Genomic DNA, 18,960 nt, shown 5'->3' on the forward strand with positions numbered 1-18,960 from the left:
TTTTAATTGACTTTTGGTTCTTGCTCCATTTCCCACAGTTTTTCGAAAAATGGCTGCCCTTTGATCAAGTTTTCGCACAGCTGCTCATGCCGTTCGGACCACCCGTATTTCGTCTCGTTATACAATTGTTCCCACGCTTCATCAAAAGACATTTTTTGAATAGCGGCGTATTTTTCCGGCGCCCATTCCGTATACCAATAGCGCATCTGGGCAGTATTTTTTGTCGAATAAAGCTGGTCAAGCGCCATAAACAACAGCTGTTTCAACTGCCGCTCTTTGCGCGTGAGTCCGCACATCAGTTCCGGAGCCGGCGATAAAATGTGGTATTCTTTTTCATACCTCGGCAGCGGATAGTCCCGTTCCTCCGCTTCGGCCGCCATTTCGTAGACGAGTTGTTCCTGACGCGGAATGAGACGGCTTTTGCGAATCGGGATTTGATAACCGATTGTATCGACAGCCAAAACGCCGGCGCCGTCCGTGACAACGAAACAATAGTCCAGCTGAATGCGTTCATGGTTTTTGCGGACATACGCCTTCTGATGTACATCGTCTAGCAGCGGTTTTGGAAGATCGGACAAGCTGTTTTCAATGTAATGAAACAGGGCCGGGGATACTTTTAACAGCGGCACTTGGTCGAGCAGCTCGATTTGATCGTCCTTGCGCCATTCATGGAAATGGCAGACGTTGTATCCGTTCTCTTCTCCTTCAAACCAGTTGACCCAAATGTCGTGCAGATAAAGCATGCGAGACCCCTCACTTCCAGACGTGTTTGTCCATCAGTATAGGCAGAGGGGGAGAATTTTATTCCATTTCGTCCTCTTTTCCCCTCTAGGGGCTGCGGCTTGGAAACGTCAAGCTCCCCCACATCAAAAGAAGGCCAATAGGGAATAAATAACATTCCACCCTTGTCGAAATATAAGATAAGTATTCGCTAAAACCACGCTCTGGAGTGATGATGTTCAAATAGGCGATCACCATCATGCCGCCGACGACTGAAAAACCGAAACCGACCAAATAAAAAAACAGGCGGACCACCGGGCTTTCCCTTCCTTCTTGTCCACGTCCTTGTTCTACATATATGTCGGCGCCCTGGACAACATGCCTGTTTGCGCCCGATGCCCCTAAGATTCTTGTGATAACCGGACAGCGGCGGTCGCCATGCGGTTTCGAGCTAAGACGCTCCTTGCTGTTTGCCTGAAAAGCCCGCCAACTCCGCGATGTCTTTCGCTTCCATCTTCATCAATTGGGCGAGCGAATAGCCTCTTTCTAGGCAACGACGGATGATGGCATACCCAACGGCATAGCCCCCCATTTTCGGATGCCATCCAAGCCCGTACAAAATGCGGGAAGTATGCGGATGCGAAACGGGCAAATGTTGGTTCGGGACAATATAACGCCGCCAAAACCGTTCCATCTCCCGATCGGTGTAATACTTCGTCCATCCCGCACACTGCTTGACGCCGACTGTCTCGGCGACGGCATGCTCCGCCAATCCTTCCATAACGACTGCATCCAGCAACGTCGCATCTTCGCCTTCGTTCGGCAACTGCTTGAGACGGCATACATGGTTGTATTCATGCGCCACCAACGCGGCGATCTCCTCGTCGCCATGATCCGGCAGCAAGAAGAAAAACAATTTATCAGCAAACGCCACCCCGCCTTTTCCTTGGAATTCGCGCACAAGCTTCCGGTTTTCGTCATCGGCCGGCAGCAAAAATACCGGAACGTCCGGTCCCTTCCATATCCCCCGTTGCCGTTCATACAAACGGCCAAGACGTTCCCAAAGACGGCGCTCTTTCATCTCCGGCAAAAGCCGCTCGGCCTGCCGAGTGCTTCGGTACATGCCATACAGCCGTAAATAGCTGTAAATCTCACGCGCCGGCATCTTGCCAAAAAGCGGCGCCAACCGTGCGCACAACCGGAGCGGATCGCCTTCATCCTCTTCAAGCCATCGATCGGTCGGAAGCAATCCCATCGCTTTTCCCTCCTTTTCTCTTACGTTATGTCGGCAGGGAAAAGACGGTGAAACAAAACAAAAAAGAGAGCCTGACGCTGAACCGAACCCGCCGTTAGTCACGCGTTTTCAGCTCTGCTCAACCAAGGCTCTCCTTTTCATCCATTACACATATTTTTTAAAAATCAATGTCGCATTATGGCCGCCAAATCCAAATGAGTTGCTTAAGACCGCACGCACGTCTTGCTTGCGCGCTTCATTCGGCACATAGTCGAGGTCGCATTCCGGATCCGGTGTTTCGTAGTTGATCGTCGGCGGAATGATGCCGTCGCGGATCGCCAGCACGGAGAAAATCGCTTCCACCGCGCCGGTCGCCCCGAGCAAATGCCCAGTCATCGACTTCGTCGAGCTGACGGCGAGCTTATAGGCATGATCGCCGAATACTTCTTTGATCGCCGCCGTCTCATACTTATCATTGTACTCGGTGCTCGTGCCGTGGGCGTTGATGTAATCGATCTCCTCCGGCTTCAGGCCAGCGTCATGAAGCGCTTGGCGCATCGCCCGCACGCCGCCTTCGCCGCCCGGAGCCGGCGCGGTGATATGGTACGCATCGGCGGTCGCACCGTAACCGACAATTTCTGCGTAAATCTTCGCGCCGCGGCGCAACGCGTGCTCCAATTCCTCAAGAACAACGATGCCTGCTCCCTCACCCATGACGAAACCGTCGCGTTTTTTGTCAAATGGGCGGCTCGCCGTTTTTGGATCTGGATTGGTTGAAAGAGCCGTATTGGCGCAAAAACCGGCGAACGACATTTTCGTAATCGGCGCTTCCGTCCCGCCGGTGATCATGACATCGGCGTCGCCGCGCTGAATGACTTTAAACGCATCACCGATCGAGTTCGCCCCGGTCGCGCAAGCGGTCACCGTGCACGAATTGATCCCTTTCGCTCCGAGGATGATCGATACTTGCCCAGCGGCCATATCCGGGATCATCATTGGCACGAAAAACGGGCTCACTCGGCGATAACCGCGCTGCTGGAAAATCTCAAACTGCTGTTCAAACGTCTCCATGCCGCCGATGCCAGAACCAATCCAAACACCGACCCGTTCAGCGTTGCTTTCATTAATGTCGAGATTGGCATCTTTGACCGCCATGAGCGCCGCAGCGACGGCGAATTGGGTAAATCGGTCCATCTTCCGCGCCTCGCGGCGGTCGATAAACAGCGACGGATCGAAGTCTTTCACTTCCGCCGCCACTTTCGCCGGAAAGTCGTCCGGATTGACGCGAGTGACAATGTCGATGCCGGACTGGCCGGCGATAATGTTTTTCCACGTCGTTTCTGCGTCATTCCCAAGCGGGGTGACGGCGCCTATGCCTGTCACGACGACTCGTCTTTTTTCCATCGTTTCCGTCTCTCCTTTTATTTCGATAATATACGTGCCGTTAACGGCCCCAGCGCAAAGCGATCGCGCCCCACGTCAGCCCGCCGCCGAATCCGACCATAATGATGAGATCATCGTCATGGATTTTGCCCGCTTCCAACTCTTCTACAAGCGAAATCGGAATGGATGCGGCCGACGTGTTGCCATATCGACGGATGGTTGTCGATATTTTCTCTTCTGGCAGCTCGAGCCGCTGTCTGGCCGCTTCGACGATGCGAATGTTCGCTTGATGCGGAATGAGAAAGTCGACATCGTCTTTCGTGAGCCCGGCTTTTTCAAGCACACGCACGCTTGATTCTCCCATTTGCCGGACGGCGAACTTGAATACTTCACGGCCGTTCATGACGATATATTCGTCTTTGTATAAATGTTTTCCTCCTGTTCCGTCAGCTCCCAACTCGAAAGATAAAATCCCGCGCCCGGGCGACACCGGACCCATGACGACCGCTCCGGCGCCGTCGCCGAACAGCACCGCCGTGTTGCGGTCGGTCCAATCGGTGATTTTCGATAGTTTGTCTGCCCCCACTACTAATATATACTTGTAGGCGCCTGTGTCAATAAATTGGGCGGCCGTGACCATCCCGTACATAAACCCCGCACAGGCAGCGCTGATATCAAGCGCAGCGGCGTTGACGGCGCCAAGCCGCTCTTGCAGCATGCAAGCGACCGACGGAAACGGACGGTCCGGAGTGACGGTGGCAACTAAAATGAGATCAATATCCTTCGCCTCCATGCCAGCGTCTTGAAGCGCCCTTTCTGCGGCAAAATACGCCATATGGGACGTATCGATGTCATCCGGAGCGATGCGGCGCTCCTCGATCCCGGTGCGCGTCCGGATCCATTCATCCGATGTATCCATCATTTTTTCCAAATCAAAGTTGGTCAACACTTTTTCCGGCACATAGCGGCCGACCCCGATAATTCCTGCTCCCATATCATTCATCTCCTCTTTCTTTCCCAAAATGGCAAAAAAACGCTCACGCTGACAACCAAACTTGAATGTACAATCAGTCTACATCACCAATTATTATTACTTGGTACTAATTTTAGCCGAAAGAGCGTGGATGCGCAATAGAAAACGAAAGTTGAACCAGCGCTTTCCGTACCCCTAAGGCATTTGTCCAAACCGCTTTTTCCCTTCTGCCATACAATACAAATACGAGCAACCATCGCATGAAAGGGAGGATCGCCCATGGCCAACGGCGAAGCACAAGAACAACATCGCGAACGGCAAGACCGTTTTTCCCGCCTAATGTTCGGATCTTTTCCTTCTCGCGCAACCGGCGAGCGCGAAGATCAAGGGAGCGGGGCAGAACCGCCTTTACTGCCGAACATCGATTTCATGAAGCTGTTTGAAAACGTCAATACGCTAGCCGACTCATTGCAACAATTAAAACCGCTCGTGAAAAAGATCACCTCGCTCGTCGACTTATTGAAAAAATAGCAGACGCACCGGTCGATGCGTCTGCCCTTGTCGTTTACGGGAGTTCATTGTATTGGCAGAAAAATTGCCCGATTTGTCGAGCCAGTTGGCGCCGTTTCTCCGGCAGCTCGTAAACGACGCGCACCCGGTTGTTTGTCGTTTTCATCCATTGTTCATATTTACGGCTATGCAAGGCGGATGGATACGGGCTCACTCCGGCCAGCTGCCAAATCGTCACCGGAACGTCATGAGGACTGAGAAAGAGGGACGGAACAGCCTCGGGCACCTCCTCTTCTTTCAAGCCATAGGCAGTCGCGATTTCCCTCACCATCCGCCGGTACACGAATGGATGTTCCTGTTCATAGTCAAGCTGGGCGCGAACATCAAGGCAAGGGTTGATCATGGCGACGGCGCGGATTTGACTTGGCATGGCGCCAAGCAGTTGCAAGGCAACGAGCGCGCCCATTCCTTCGGCAACGATATAGATGCGCTGGTTCACAATTTCGCTTTTCAACACCGAGTAAATGAGTTGGCGCGCCAGCCGGACCGCTTTCGGACTTCCCCAATGCCGGCCGTACAAATGGGACGAAAAGACCGTATACCCACGTTCCAACCAATCTTCCAGCCATTGGCGCCGCCCCGGATGCTCGAGCCAAAAACTCGTCTGTTCGTTCACAAAATGGTCGCCGTCGCCCATTAAAAAAAGGGCAAACCCATTTGGGCGCTCCGGCACGTGAACGATGCACCATTGCTCATCGAGTTGAAAAAACCGCCGTTGTCCTGCCATCGTTTCCATTCACCCTTGTTTGGCAATGCATAATGGTACAGTATACGATATGCGCGGCCAAAAAAAACGTCCGGGTATATGCCTACGTGACAAATTGTGATAAGATAAGAAAAGGAATGACGAGAAGATGGGAGGAACAAAGATGCGCTTGTTTTGGACGTTTTTTTGGACGTTTTTGCTCGTGCAAATGGCAACGTACGTCATGGGCTCGATGCAAGGGATCGGCTATGATTTCGCAACCGGCGCCTTGCTTGGCGTGATCGTGACGATCTTAGTCTTCGTGATTGCAGCCTTGATTCCGGACGAGCCGGCCGGGGATCACCATCATTGATCATTCGCTTCATAAGACAACGCCTTGGGGTGAAAGTCCCAAGGCGTTGTTTTTTGTCATCTTTAACCGAGAATCCTCCCACTTCAACACCTATATAATAGATGCAATTTGAAGCTTTAACATTTGTAGCTTTTACCGAGCATTTGATCGACTGTCGGGCGACCGAACAACGCCGCTTTCAGACCCATGTATGGGTCTGTGAAGCGGGTGGTTGTTCGGTCTTCCGTCACGCCTTGGCGTGACGGAGGCAAGCCTGTGGCTTGCCTTCGACAGTCGAAAAATGGACAAGCGACTTTTCCATCAAGGATATGTTAAACTTTTTCGTTGCATCTATATAGGTGTAAGTGGAGGAGCATTCCATCCATATTGATCTGGGCTTGTGTTTTCCGCCCATGCTCAAACAATGCGACCAACCCCGGCAGACAAGAAGCACGTCTCTCCGCGTCGTCGGCGCCCCCTTCAGCTCGTTTACGCCGACGGACGAATGGCGATCTGCCCGTTGTCAACATCGACCGTGACGGTGCTGTAATCTTTCACCCGCCCAGCGATCAGCTCTTTCGCAAGCGGCGTTTCGATTTGCTTTTGCATAAACCGTTTGAGCGGGCGGGCGCCGTATACTGGGTCGAAGCCCGCTTCGGCGATGTATTGCTTCGCCGCTTCGGTCAGCACGAGTTCGATATGCCGATCGGCCAAACGGGCCGACAGCTCGCGGGCGAACTTTTCGACGATGCCTTTCACTTCATTCATCGACAATGGCTTAAATAAGACGATATCGTCGATCCGGTTTAAAAATTCTGGGCGGAAATGGGCGCGCAGTTGTTCGAACACTTGTTTGCGCGTTTCTTCATCGATGTCGCCATGTTTGTTTTCTAACAACAGCGGCGATCCGATGTTCGATGTCATAATGACGACCGTGTTTTTAAAGTCGACCGTCCGCCCTTGCGAATCGGTGAGCCGTCCGTCATCCAGCAGCTGCAACAGGATGTTGAACACTTCCGGATGAGCTTTTTCGATTTCATCGAACAACAGAACGGAATACGGCTTGCGCCGCACCGCCTCGGTCAGCTGGCCGCCTTCCTCATAGCCGACATAGCCGGGCGGCGCTCCGATCAAGCGGGAGACGGCGTGTTTTTCCATATACTCGGACATGTCAAGACGGATGAGCTGCTCCTCACTGTCAAACAGCGCCTCGGCGAGCGCTTTGGCCAGTTCCGTTTTGCCGACGCCGGTCGGTCCGAGGAACAAAAACGATCCGATCGGGCGGTTCGGGTCTTTCATGCCGGCCCGCGCCCGCAAGACGGCGTCAGCGACAAGCTCGACCGCTTCGTCTTGACCGATGACCCGTCTATGCAGCAATTCATGAAGGCGAAGCAGCTTTTCCCTCTCTCCCTCGACGAGGCGGGTGAGCGGAATGCCAGTCCAGCGTGACACGATTTCGGCAATCTCTTCTTCCGTCACTTCCTCGCGCAGCAATTTCCCTTCACTTTGCTCACTGATTTCTTGCTCGAGCTGTTTGAGTTGCTTTTCCAACTGCGGAATGCGGCCATGGCGAAGCTCCGCCGCCTTGTTTAAATCATACTCGTTTTCCGCCTCTTCCAGTTCGCGTTTTGCCCGCTCGAGCGCCTCGCGCAAACGGCGGACGCGGTCAAGCGCCTCTTTTTCTTTTTGCCATTGCGCTTTCATGGCGTTCGCCTTTTCACGCAAATCGGCAAGTTCTTTTTGCAATGCCGCAAGCCGCTCGCGGCTCGCTTCATCCGTTTCTTTGCTTAAGGCCGCCTCTTCAATTTCAAGCTGCATGACGCGGCGCATCACTTCGTCCAGCTCCGACGGCATCGATTCCATTTCCGTCCGGATCGTCGCGCACGCTTCATCGACCAAATCGATCGCTTTGTCAGGCAAAAAGCGGTCAGAGATGTAACGGTCGGACAAAACGGCGGCCGCGACGAGCGCGCGATCGTGGATTTTCACTCCATGGTGCACTTCATACCGTTCTTTCAATCCGCGCAAAATCGAAATCGTGTCCTCGACACTCGGCTCTTGGACAAGCACTTGTTGGAAGCGGCGCTCGAGCGCCGGGTCTTTTTCGATGTATTGCCGGTACTCATCAAGCGTCGTCGCCCCGATGCAGCGCAGCTCGCCGCGGGCAAGCATCGGCTTGAGCATATTGCCGGCGTCAATCGCCCCTTCCGCTCTGCCGGCGCCGACGATCGTATGCAGCTCGTCAATAAATAAAATGATGCGGCCGTCGCTTTTTTTGATTTCGTTTAACACCGCTTTCAGCCGTTCTTCAAATTCACCGCGAAACTTTGCTCCGGCGACGAGCGCGCTCATATCAAGAGCGAAAATCGTTTTGTCTTTCAGCCCTTCCGGGACATCTTTGCGCACGATGCGTTGAGCGAGCCCTTCGACAATAGCGGTCTTCCCGACGCCCGGCTCGCCGATCAACACCGGGTTGTTTTTCGTCTTCCGCGACAAAATGCGGATGATGCGGCGAATTTCACTGTCGCGGCCGATGACCGGGTCGATTTTTCCCGCTTTCGCTTCCGCGACAAGGTCGCGCCCGTATTTTGCCAACGCTTCATAGGTTGCTTCCGGATGTGGACTCGTCACGCGTTGATTCCCCCTTACGTTTCTCACTGCCGCTAATAGTGCTTCCTTCGTCAGTCCAAACGACGCCAGCTGCCGAGCGACCGGCTCGGCGCCATGAGGCAACGCGAGCAGCACATGTTCGACCGATATGTACTCGTCTTGCATTCGCTTCGCTTCGTTTTCCGCCTCCTCAAGCAGCCGCGCTAAGGCGGGCGCAACATACAGCTGCCCGTCCGCCCCATGCACTTCAGGCTTTTGGCGAAGCTGGCTGCGAAGCCAGTCAGCGGCCTTTTCCTTGTCGGCGCCGGAAAGCTCCACGAGCCGCGGCGCCAGGCCGCCTTCTTGTTCGAGCAGCGCAATCAGGAGATGCTCGACATCAAGCTGTTGATGATGTCGTTCTTTGGCGAGCGACTGCGCCGCCATCAGCGCCTCTTGCAGTTTTTCCGTCAAACGGCTTGCGTCCATGCCGTTCCCTCCATTTGACCTTCTTTGACCATAAATCATTATAGCCGATCGCGAAGCACACGGCAAATCAAAAGCCACTCCATACTTGGAATGGCTTTTGTTGTGCTTCACGGTTTGCGCAAATACGTCCAATGCCGATTATGGTTCGACGTTTCCGGGAACGTATCGCCGGCTTTCAGTTTCAGCTTTTTCGGGTGTTTTACATTGTCGCCCGTTTCGCCGATTTCAATGTACACGCCGTTGTTCGGCGCTTTATCCCCTGGTTTGAAATGGCGCGGTTGGCCCATTTGTTTCATCCCCCTTGCTTCGATTGCATTTGTTAGCATTCCCGGTTTTGCCGCTGTTCATAAGAAGGGAAATGATGGGGCCGCCGCACACGGAGCGTCAAGCCTTCACAATAAAAACGTTTTTTCTCATGAAAATCCTTTTCCTTGCAAAGAACGAAAAAGGAACTCCCGAAACGGGAATTCCTTTTTCCTATAGGATCGACACTAAAATCGCTTTTTGGGCATGAAGCCGGTTGCCGGCCTGCTCAAATACGACCGAGTTCGGGCCGTCCATGACGCCGGCCGTCACTTCTTCGCCGCGATGGGCCGGCAGGCAATGCAAAAAGAGGTAATCGGGTTTGGCCGCTTTGGCGAGCTCTTCATTCACTTGGTACGGCTGGAACACTTGAAGCCGCTCGGCGCTTTCGCTTTCTTGGCCCATGCTCGTCCATACGTCCGTATAAATCGCATCCGCTCCGGCCACTGCCTCAAGCGGGTCGTGCGTCACAACAACTGTTGCTCCGGTTTTCTCGCCGATCTGGCGCGCTGCCTCGACGTATTCCTCCTTCGGCTCATAGCCTGGCGGACAGGCAATGAAAATATCCATTCCCACTTTGGCTGCGGCCGCAAGCAAGGCGTTGGCGACGTTGTTGCCGTCGCCGACATAGGCGAGTTTGACGCCTTGGAACGTTTTCTTCGCTTCGTAAATCGTCAGCAAATCCGCCAGCGCCTGGCACGGATGATCATCGTCCGTCAAGCCGTTGATGACCGGAACGGACGCATACTCGGCCAATTCCTCGACTTTTTGATGGGCAAACGTCCGAATCATCATGACATCGACGTATTGCGACAAGACGCGCGCCGTATCCGCAATCGTTTCACCGCGGCCAAGCTGCAAATCGTTGCCGTTTAAATACATCGCCTGGCCGCCAAGCTGGATCATGCCGACTTCAAACGACACGCGCGTGCGCGTTGAGGGCTTTTCAAAAATCATCGCCATTGTTTTGCCGGAAAGCGGCGCATACGGCACGCCGGCTTTTTGTTTCGCTTTTAAATCGGCTGCTAGCGCCAACAAGTCCATAATTTCGTCTGTTGAAAAATCGAGCAGCGTTAAAAAATCTCTCCCTTTTAATGACATCACTGCATTCATGCGATCACCGCCTGTTCTGCCTGTTTTTTCTTTTCCAACCAGCCGTGGATCGGCTGCACATCAAGATGATCCACATCGAGCGCCTGCAAGAAGAGCTTCAATGTCTCACGTTCCGTGAAGACGAGCAATTGTCGGGACAACGCAGTCATTCGTTTGTTTGCCTCGTCTTCCTCTTTGCCCAAGTTGATCACCGCGAGCGCCGTGTCGCGCTTCACCCAATCGGCAAACGGGACATCTGACACGATCACAAGCTGTTTCGCTTCGATTTCCGCGGCCAGCGTCTCATCGATGCCGCCAATCACATACATTTCATTGGCGTTTGCTTTCTTTCGCAAGTACGCGTAAAACGCTTTGTACGCCGCTTCTTCCTTCGTCGCGGCGATGCTGATGCCTTCACCGGTCGATTTCATCTCCGGTCCAACCATCGGGTCAACCCCCGGCAGCTTATGGGTCGAAAAGACCGGATACTTTAACACGGCGTACGGCATGACCTCCAATCCGCGAGCTTTTTCGTCAACGATGTCGACGAGTGATTTCCCAAGCAATAACTTTGTCGCAATTTGCGCCAATGGCACGCCGGTCGTTTTGCTGACGATCGGCACCGTCCGGCTGGCGCGCGGATTCACTTCCAGGACGTATACATTGCCGTCCGCAATGACGTATTGAATGTTCATGATTCCTTTAAAGCCAAGTTTTTTCGCAATCCGACCCGCATAGTCGATGATTTTCGCTTTTTCTTCGTCTGTGAGCGTCTGCGCCGGCAGCCAAGCATAGCTGTCGCCGGAGTGGACGCCGGCTTTTTCGACATGTTCGATAATCGTCGGCAGTAAAATGTCCGTCCCATCCGTGGCGATGTCGGCCTCCGCCTCTTTCCCGTCCAAATACGCATCGATCAAAATCGGATATGTCAACTCGCCTTGCTCAATCAAAGCGGCGAGCTGCGCCTCGCTATGGACGATAAACATGCCGCGGCCGCCGATGACATACGACGGGCGAAGCAGCACCGGGCAGCCGATCTCGGCCGCTTTGGCGGCGAGCTCCTCGGCGTTGTTCGCCATCAAGCCCGGTACGTGCGGGATGTCAAGCTCCTCAAGCAACTGGTAAAAACGATCGCGATCCTCAAGCTGGTCAATCATATCGTACGTGACGCCCAACAGCGGCACACCTGCTTCTTCGAGTCCTTTGACCAAATTGATTGCCGTCTGTCCGCCAAACTGAACGATGACATGCTTGATTTGTTCCGCTTCAATGACATCCAAGACGCTCTCTAAGGTAAGTGGCTCAAAGTAAAGGCGGTCGGCGACGGCAAAGTCCGTGCTGACGGTTTCCGGATTGTTGTTGATCATCACCGTTTCATAGCCTTCTTTTTGCAAGGCGAACACGCTATGAACGGAGCTGTAGTCAAACTCAATGCCTTGGCCGATGCGAATGGGTCCAGCTCCAATGATCAGCACTTTCTCCTTGCCGCTCGCTTTCTTCCGCTCGTCTTCGCCGAAATAGGTTGAGTAGTAATAATCCGTTTCCGAATGAAATTCGGCCGCGCACGTGTCGACCATTTTGTATGACGGCACGATGCCAAGTTCCTTCCGCTTGTTGCGCACATCAAGCTCCGTCACGCCCCACGTTTCGGCCAAAAAGGCGTCGCTTGCCCCTTTTTCTTTCAAGAAGCGCAACGTCGGCTCATCGATCGTATCGATCGTGGTGGCTGCCGCCTGTTTTTCGAGCGCCACGAGCCGTTCGAACGAAGCAAGGAAAAAGCGGTCGATTTTCGTCCATTCGTGAATGGCTTCGACCGCCACCCCGCGGCGGAGCAGTTCCAACATGGCGAAAAAGCGGCGGTCGTCTTTGTCGACAAGCAGCTGTTTCAGCTCGTCATTCGTTTTCGTCGAAAGCTCCGGCAAAAACAGTCCGTTGTTTTTTCCTTCGAGCGACTGCACCGCTTTTTGGAACGCCCGCTCCATATTGCGATCGATCGCCATCACTTCTCCGGTCGCTTTCATTTGCGTACCGAGCTTCCGGTCCGCGTGCGGGAACTTGTCAAACGGCAAGCGCGGAAACTTGACGACGACGTAGTCCAAGGCCGGCTCGAAGCTGGCGTACGTCGTTTTCGTCACCGGATTGACGAGTTCCGCGAGCGTATAGCCAACCGCCAGCTTCGCCGCAATGCGGGCGATTGGGTAGCCGGTCGCTTTCGAGGCGAGCGCTGACGAGCGGCTGACGCGCGGGTTGACTTCGATTAAGTAATATTGTTTGCTGTTCGGGTCAAGGGCGAACTGAATGTTGCAGCCGCCGATGATCCCTAATGCGGAAATGATCTTCACCGCCGACGAACGGAGCATTTGGTACTCCTCATCGGTCAACGTCTGCGACGGTGCGACGACGATCGAATCGCCCGTGTGGATGCCGACTGGATCGACGTTTTCCATATTGCAAACCGTGATGCACGTATTCGACTGGTCGCGCATCACTTCGTATTCAATTTCTTTAAACCCGGCGACGCTCCGTTCGATCAAACATTGGCGGATCGGGCTTTCGGCCAGCCCTTTCTCCACGAGCGCGAGAAACTGCTCCATGTTTTCGGCAATGCCGCCGCCCGTCCCGCCGAGCGTATACGCAGGACGAATAATGATCGGAAAACCGATTTGTTCGGCAAACGCGACCGCTTCCTCAACGCTTGTGACAATTTCGCTCTCCGGCACCGGTTCGCCAAGCTCATGCATTAACGCGCGGAACGCTTCGCGGTCTTCCCCGCGCTTGATCGCTTCAATCGGTGTTCCGAGCAGTCTCACCCCATACTTTTCAAGCACGCCGGCTTCATGCAGCTGAAACGCCAAGTTGAGCCCTGTCTGGCCGCCGAACGTGGCGAGCAGCCCGTCCGGGCGTTCTTTGGCAATAATCGCTTCGACCGCATCGACGGTGAGCGGTTCAAAATACACGGCATCGGCATGAACTTCATCGGTCATGATCGTCGCCGGATTGTTGTTCACTAAAATGACGCGGTATCCTTCTTCCTTTAAGGCGATGCACGCTTGTGTGCCGGAATAATCAAACTCGGCGGCCTGGCCGATGACAATCGGCCCCGACCCGATCAGGAGAATCGACTGAAGCGAAGAATCTTTAGGCATACACGTTCTCTCCCTTGAACACGGTTTGCAAAAATTCGTCGAAAATATAGCCGGTATCTTGCGGCCCCGGATGCGCCTCCGGGTGATATTGCACCGACAAAATCGGTTTATGGCGATGGACGATGCCTTCGACCGAGCCGTCGTTGACGTTGATGAAGCGGATGTCAAACGGCTTGCCCGCCAAGCTTTCCTCTTTGACGACGTAACTATGATTTTGCGATGTCATCATCACTTTTTGCTTCCCGGCGTCCCACACCGGCTGATTGGCGCCGCGGTGCCCGAAGCGGAGTTTTTCCGTATCCGCTCCGTACGCTAAGGCGACAAGCTGATGGCCAAGGCAGATCGCAAGCGTCGGATACCGGTCGATCAGCTGACGGATAGCGGGAAGCTGATGGCTTAACTGTTTCGGATCGCCCGGGCCGTTCGAGAGGACAAGCCCGTCCGGTTTCAGCGCGTCAATCGCTTCCGGCGCCGTATCATGCGGCACGACCGTCACCCGGCAGCCGCGTGCAAGGAGCGACTGCAAAATCGACTTTTTATAGCCGAAATCGATGAGCACCAAATGCGGCCCGGCTTCGCCGTATGTTTCGACCGTTTTCGTTGACACCGCGCGCACTGGAAACGCCGCTTCCTCATCAGCAACTGCTGGAATCGGCGACAAACTTAATTCCGCCATCATCGTCCCAGCGGTGCGGATTTCTTTCACAAGGGCGCGCGTGTCCACGTGCGTGAGAAGCGGAATGTTCCAATGCTGCAAGTATTCTGCCAAGCTGTATTTCGCCCCGTAATGAAATCCTGTGCCGCTCGCTTCGTAGACGACGACCGCTTCGACGTGCGGCCGCTTGCTTTCAAAATCGTCTTCATTAATGCCATAATTGCCGATCAGCGGGTACGTAAAAACGATGATTTGGTTTTTATACGACGGGTCGGTCAACACTTCTTGATAACCGGTCATGCCGGTGAAAAAAACGATCTCCCCGCTCACCTTTTCTTCAAGCGGAGCGGCGAGCTCGCCGCTGAACGTTTTTCCGCTCGCCACATGCAAGTACGCTTTCATTGGCGCCACCTCATCGTTTGAGTTTTTATAACCGTTCAAGAATTTTTATGCATGAACAGGAATAAAAATTAAGCCATCGGCCGTCCGTTTACAAGACAGCTGAGGCGTTGGCGTTGTTCAACACGTTTGTTAAAATGTCCACCGCTTCATCGATTTCCGCTTTCGTCACCACAAGCGGCGGCAGCAGGCGGATCACCTTCGGCCCCGCCGAGAGGACAAGCAAGCCGTTTTCATGAATCAATGGCAACAGCGGCGCGACGTCCGTTTGGCACTCGACCCCGACAAGCAGCCCGAGCCCGCGCACGTCCTTGACGATGTCAAGCGGGGCGAGCGCGTCATGGAGGCGCTCAAGCAAATAGCGGCCTTTCTCCTGCACTTCTTGCAAAAATACCGGATCGAACACCACTTCTAACGTCGCCTTGGCAGCGGCCATCGCGATCGGGTTGCCGCCAAACGTCGACCCGTGCACGCCAGGCCCAAACGACTCTTTCAAAAACGCTTTGCCGATCATCGCACCAACCGGAATGCCGCTTCCAAGTCCTTTCGCCACGGTGATGATGTCGGGCTCCACGCCGAAATGCTGGTAAGCAAACGGCTTTCCGGTCCGGCCGATGCCGGTTTGCACTTCGTCGATGATCAGAAGCGCCCCGTGCTGTTGACACAGCTCCGACGCTATTTGCAAAAACGCCGGATCCACCGGGCGGACGCCGCCTTCCCCTTGGACGACCTCAAGCATCACCGCGGCCACTTCTTCGTTCATTGCCTGCTTGAGAGCGTCGACATCATTCAGCGGCAAGTGAATGAATTCCGGAAGCAGCGGACCAAAACCGCTATGCACTTTCTCCTGCCCGGTCGCCGCCATCGTCGCAAACGTCCGGCCGTGAAACGATTGGGAAAACGTGATCACTTTGTGTCGTCCGGTATGTTTGCGCGCCAGCTTCAGCGCCGCTTCGTTCGCCTCGGCTCCGCTATTGCAGAAAAAGACGCAGTCGCCGGCGCTGTGGGCGACAAGCAAGGACGCGACCTCTTCTTGAATGGGAATCGTAAACAAGTTCGATACGTGCCAATATTGATTCAGCTGCTTTTCAATCGCCTTTTGGACGTGCGGATGGCGATGGCCGAGATTGCAGACGGCAATGCCGGAGACAAAGTCGAGATATTGTTTTCCGTTTACATCGGTCACAACCGTCCCTTCCGCGGCTTGGGCGGCGATCTTCCAACGGTTGTATGTCGGAAACAGCGCGCTCATAAATATACCCCCACTTCTTTGCGAATCGTTGTGCCGTGCCATGTTCCGTTCTGGTAAAACGTCGTTTTGCCGCTGACGATCATCACCTCGGGCAGCGCATCGGACAGGGCGGACAGCGCCGCTTTCACTTTCGGAATCATCCCGCCCGTGATGACGCCGTCTTCGATCAGTCGTTCAATCGTTTCCGCCGTCGCCTCGGCCACGAGCGCGCCGTCTCGCAAAATGCCGGGCACGTTCGTCACAAACGCGAGCTGGCTGGCGCCGATAGCGGCCGCGACCGCCCCAGCCGCCGTGTCGGCGTTAATGTTGTATGTTTGCCCGTTTTGATCGATGCCAAGCGGCGAAACGACCGGAATGTAGCCCGCCTCAAGCAGCGTGCGCAAAAGACGGGAGCGAACCGTTTTCACACGGCCGACATAGCCAAGTTTAGCAAAGTCAATCGGTTCAGCTTCGAGCAGCCCCCCGTCCACACCGGAAACGCCGACCGCCGGCAAGCCGTTCTGCCTGAGCATCGCCACAAGCTGTTTGTTCACTTTGCCGGAGAGCACCATTTCCACAACGGCAAGCACCTCTTTCGTCGTTTTCCGCAAGCCGTTGACAAACTCGCTCGGCACCGCCAGTTTTTTCAACATTTGCCCGATTTCCGGCCCGCCACCGTGGACGATGACGACATCCATCCCTTGTTCCCGCATCATATTCACGCTGGCAAAAAAGGCGGGAGACAGCTCATCGAGCACGCTGCCGCCGCATTTGATGACGACCGTTTTCCCCATCTTTCTCTCTCCTTACGTCCGATAGCTGGCGTTGATTTTCACATAATCGTACGTCAAGTCGCAGCCCCACGCGACGCCGAAGCCATCGCCCAAGTGCAAATCCACCTCAATGACGACCGTCTCTTGTTGCAAATACGCCGTCGCTTCTTCTTCCGAGAACGGCTGCGGCTCGCTTCCTTTCAGCATCACAATCGGCCCGATCGCGACATCAACATTGTCCGGATCAACGTCAGCGTCCGCATAGCCGATCGCGCCGATGATCCGCCCCCAGTTGGCATCCGCGCCGTAAACGGCCGTTTTCACTAAGTTGGAGCCAACGATTTGCTTCGCGACTTTTTTCGCCTCATCGTCCGTTTTCGCGCCGCGCACGCGCACTTCAATGAGCTTCGTCGCCCCCTCGCCATCTCTGGCGATTTGCTTCGCCAAGTCTTCGCACGTTTTCCGCAGCGCCTCGTAAAAGTGTTCCCAATCCGGATGATTCGGCGTCAGCTCGTCATTTCCGGCAAGACCGCTTGCCATCACCACAACCATGTCATTCGTCGACGTATCGCCATCGACGGTAATTTGATTGAACGATACATCGGTAATCGACCGGAGCGCATCATGCAGCACCGCCGAAGAAATGTTGGCATCGGTCGTAATGAACGCGAGCATCGTCGCCATGTTCGGATGGATCATCCCCGATCCTTTCGCCGCCCCGCCGACGGTGACCGTTTTCCCATCGACGGTCGTTTGGTAACAGGCGCGCTTCATCACCGTATCCGTCGTTAAAATCGCCGTTTGAAACGCCTCAGCATCCGCCATCGTCGCCCCTGGAACAAGCTTTTCGATGCCCGCGCGAATTTTTTCCATCGGCAAATATTCCCCGATCACGCCCGTTGAAGCGACGGCCACATGGTGCAGCGCCAGGCCAAACTGTTTCGCGCACAGCTCGCGCATTTCATAGGCGTCGCGAAGCCCCTGCTCGCCGGTGCAGGCGTTCGCGCATGCACTGTTGACGATGACCGCCTGCAATTTTTGTTCTACAGCGAGGCTCGCCTGCGTCACTTTGAGCGGCGCCGCCTGGAAATGGCTTTGGGTATACACAGCGGCGGCTGAAGCTGGCACGTCGCATAGAATAACCCCTAAATCTTTTTTCGAATAGCGCAGCCCGGCGTGCACCCCAGCCGCTTGAAATCCTTTCGGCGTGACGACCGTTCCATCGGCGACCGCCGTTACTTGCGCCGTTTGTTTCGTCGCTGTCATTGTTCGTTCCCCTTCCCTCACGGATAGATCGGCAAGGATTGGAGGCCCTCGGCCTCATCCCACCCCATCATCAAATTGAAGTTTTGCACCGCCTGCCCGGCAGCGCCTTTCATTAAGTTGTCGATCACCGACACGACCGTCACCCGTCCCGTCCGTTCATCGTAGGCGAGGCCGATGTCGCAATAATTTGAGCCGTACACTTCTTTCGTCGCCGGAAATTGCCCGACCTTGCGAACGCGGATAAACGGCGAACCTTCATAACTTGTTTTATATAAATCTACCAAATCGTTTGGCGAAATCGGTTGTTTCGCCTTCGCATAGATCGTCGCCATAATGCCCCGTGTCATCGGAATCAAATGGGTGCTGAACGTAATCGGCTCCATCGCTTCATTCCACGTTTGCAGCGTTTGCTCAATTTCCGGAATGTGCTGATGGACGTTCACTTTATAAATTTTCACGTTTTCGTTCACTTCGGAAAAATGCGTCCCAAGCCCTGCTTTCCGCCCCGCGCCCGATACGCCGGACTTGGCGTCAACGATGATCGAATCTTCCTGAATCAATCCTTCTTTGACAAGCGGCGCCAAGCCAAGCAGCGTCGCCGTCGGATAACAGCCCGGGTTGGATAGGAGCACGGCCTCGCGCACCGCCTCCCGATTCCACTCGGTCAGCCCGTACACCGCCTTTTGCAAATATTCCGCTGGCGCCGCCTCGCGTCCGTACCATTGTTCGTACACCGCTCCGTCTTTCAAACGGAAATCCCCGGATAAATCGATCACTTTCACTCCCCGATCCACGAGCGCCGGCGCCCACTCCCCGGACACCCCGGGCGGCGTGGCGAAAAAGACCGCATCGTAACGGGAAAGCGCCTCGATTTCAAGTTTATGCAACACCGCACCATCGACCGAACCGACGTGCGGGAAACTTTCCGATACATGAACCCCGTCCTGCGACGACGAGAAAACGTCGCAGCGGCTCACATGCGGATGCCCGTGCAACAAGCGGAACAACTCCGCGCCGCTGTACCCCGTCGCCCCGATAATGGCTACGTTCATCATGTTCCCCCTCACCCGTATGCCTCATGTAGTTCTCATTATAATACTGTA

At 54.6% G+C, this 18,960-nt stretch carries 17 protein-coding genes; 2 read left to right on the forward strand and 15 right to left on the reverse strand.

What is annotated here, in order from left to right; all coding sequences use genetic code 11:
* Positions 1-2: 2 nt before the first annotated feature.
* The 5 genes from CWI35_RS06165 to CWI35_RS06185 form a co-directional block, all read right to left on the reverse strand.
* On the reverse strand, positions 3-743 hold the full coding sequence (locus CWI35_RS06165) for a YjbA family protein (protein ID WP_011230309.1): 741 nt from the start codon (positions 741-743) through the stop codon (positions 3-5).
* Between the two features lie 85 nt (positions 744-828).
* Entirely contained in the window at positions 829-1,035 is a 207-nt protein-coding gene (locus CWI35_RS06170) for a YuzI family membrane protein (RefSeq protein WP_011230308.1), read from the reverse strand.
* Positions 1,036-1,171: 136 nt separating this feature from the next.
* Complete coding sequence (locus CWI35_RS06175; RefSeq protein ID WP_011230307.1) at positions 1,172-1,975, reverse strand: DUF2268 domain-containing putative Zn-dependent protease; 804 nt, start codon at positions 1,973-1,975, stop codon at positions 1,172-1,174.
* A 144-nt stretch (positions 1,976-2,119) separates the two neighbouring features.
* Entirely contained in the window at positions 2,120-3,358 is a 1,239-nt protein-coding gene (gene fabF, locus CWI35_RS06180) for a beta-ketoacyl-ACP synthase II (RefSeq protein ID WP_011230306.1), read from the reverse strand.
* A gap of 40 nt (positions 3,359-3,398) precedes the next feature.
* Positions 3,399-4,331 (reverse strand): beta-ketoacyl-ACP synthase III, encoded by a 933-nt coding sequence (locus tag CWI35_RS06185; protein WP_014195167.1) that lies wholly within the window; start codon positions 4,329-4,331, stop codon positions 3,399-3,401.
* Positions 4,332-4,589: 258 nt separating this feature from the next.
* Here CWI35_RS06185 and CWI35_RS06190 point away from each other — a divergent pair, with 258 nt between their 5' ends.
* Positions 4,590-4,841 carry a hypothetical protein gene (locus tag CWI35_RS06190; RefSeq protein WP_014195166.1) on the forward strand — a complete coding sequence of 84 codons (252 nt, stop codon included), beginning with the start codon at positions 4,590-4,592 and terminating at the stop codon, positions 4,839-4,841.
* Positions 4,842-4,875: 34 nt separating this feature from the next.
* Here the strand turns inward: CWI35_RS06190 and CWI35_RS06195 are convergent, their stop codons facing one another.
* Positions 4,876-5,616, reverse strand: coding sequence for an alpha/beta fold hydrolase (locus CWI35_RS06195; protein WP_014195165.1), 741 nt, complete (start codon positions 5,614-5,616; stop codon positions 4,876-4,878).
* A gap of 133 nt (positions 5,617-5,749) precedes the next feature.
* Between CWI35_RS06195 and CWI35_RS06200 the strand changes: the two genes are divergently transcribed.
* Entirely contained in the window at positions 5,750-5,938 is a 189-nt protein-coding gene (locus tag CWI35_RS06200; protein WP_025039308.1) for a YjzD family protein, read from the forward strand.
* A 468-nt stretch (positions 5,939-6,406) separates the two neighbouring features.
* Here the strand turns inward: CWI35_RS06200 and clpB are convergent, their stop codons facing one another.
* From clpB to argC, 9 genes are all read right to left on the reverse strand, one after another.
* Positions 6,407-8,992, reverse strand: coding sequence for an ATP-dependent chaperone ClpB (gene clpB / locus CWI35_RS06210; protein WP_020279632.1), 2,586 nt, complete (start codon positions 8,990-8,992; stop codon positions 6,407-6,409).
* Positions 8,993-9,099: 107 nt separating this feature from the next.
* Positions 9,100-9,279 carry a YjzC family protein gene (locus tag CWI35_RS06215; RefSeq protein WP_011230299.1) on the reverse strand — a complete coding sequence of 60 codons (180 nt, stop codon included), beginning with the start codon at positions 9,277-9,279 and terminating at the stop codon, positions 9,100-9,102.
* 190 nt (positions 9,280-9,469) lie between these two features.
* The gene (argF, locus tag CWI35_RS06220; protein WP_013146083.1) at positions 9,470-10,408 is read right to left on the reverse strand and encodes an ornithine carbamoyltransferase; all 939 of its coding nucleotides are present in this window, start codon (positions 10,406-10,408) and stop codon (positions 9,470-9,472) included.
* On the reverse strand, positions 10,405-13,533 hold the full coding sequence (locus CWI35_RS06225; protein WP_025039307.1) for a carbamoyl-phosphate synthase (glutamine-hydrolyzing) large subunit: 3,129 nt from the start codon (positions 13,531-13,533) through the stop codon (positions 10,405-10,407). Before CWI35_RS06225 ends, argF begins: the two co-directional genes overlap by 4 nt.
* On the reverse strand, positions 13,526-14,590 hold the full coding sequence (locus CWI35_RS06230) for a carbamoyl phosphate synthase small subunit (protein WP_025039306.1): 1,065 nt from the start codon (positions 14,588-14,590) through the stop codon (positions 13,526-13,528). Before CWI35_RS06230 ends, CWI35_RS06225 begins: the two co-directional genes overlap by 8 nt.
* 88 nt (positions 14,591-14,678) lie before the next feature.
* The gene (locus CWI35_RS06235; protein ID WP_025039305.1) at positions 14,679-15,839 is read right to left on the reverse strand and encodes an acetylornithine transaminase; all 1,161 of its coding nucleotides are present in this window, start codon (positions 15,837-15,839) and stop codon (positions 14,679-14,681) included.
* On the reverse strand, positions 15,836-16,612 hold the full coding sequence (gene argB / locus CWI35_RS06240; protein WP_023634234.1) for an acetylglutamate kinase: 777 nt from the start codon (positions 16,610-16,612) through the stop codon (positions 15,836-15,838). The genes CWI35_RS06235 and argB overlap by 4 nt, the downstream gene beginning before the upstream one ends.
* A gap of 12 nt (positions 16,613-16,624) precedes the next feature.
* Positions 16,625-17,857: a bifunctional ornithine acetyltransferase/N-acetylglutamate synthase gene (argJ, locus tag CWI35_RS06245; RefSeq protein WP_025039304.1), complete on the reverse strand. Its 1,233-nt coding sequence runs from the start codon at positions 17,855-17,857 to the stop codon at positions 16,625-16,627.
* Positions 17,858-17,874: 17 nt separating this feature from the next.
* Positions 17,875-18,909, reverse strand: a complete 1,035-nt coding sequence (gene argC / locus CWI35_RS06250; RefSeq protein ID WP_011230291.1) for an N-acetyl-gamma-glutamyl-phosphate reductase — start codon at positions 18,907-18,909, stop codon at positions 17,875-17,877.
* Positions 18,910-18,960 lie beyond the last annotated feature (51 nt).

It is taken from the genome of [Bacillus] caldolyticus, assembly GCF_003595605.1.
Lineage (GTDB): Bacteria > Bacillota > Bacilli > Bacillales > Anoxybacillaceae > Geobacillus > Geobacillus thermoleovorans.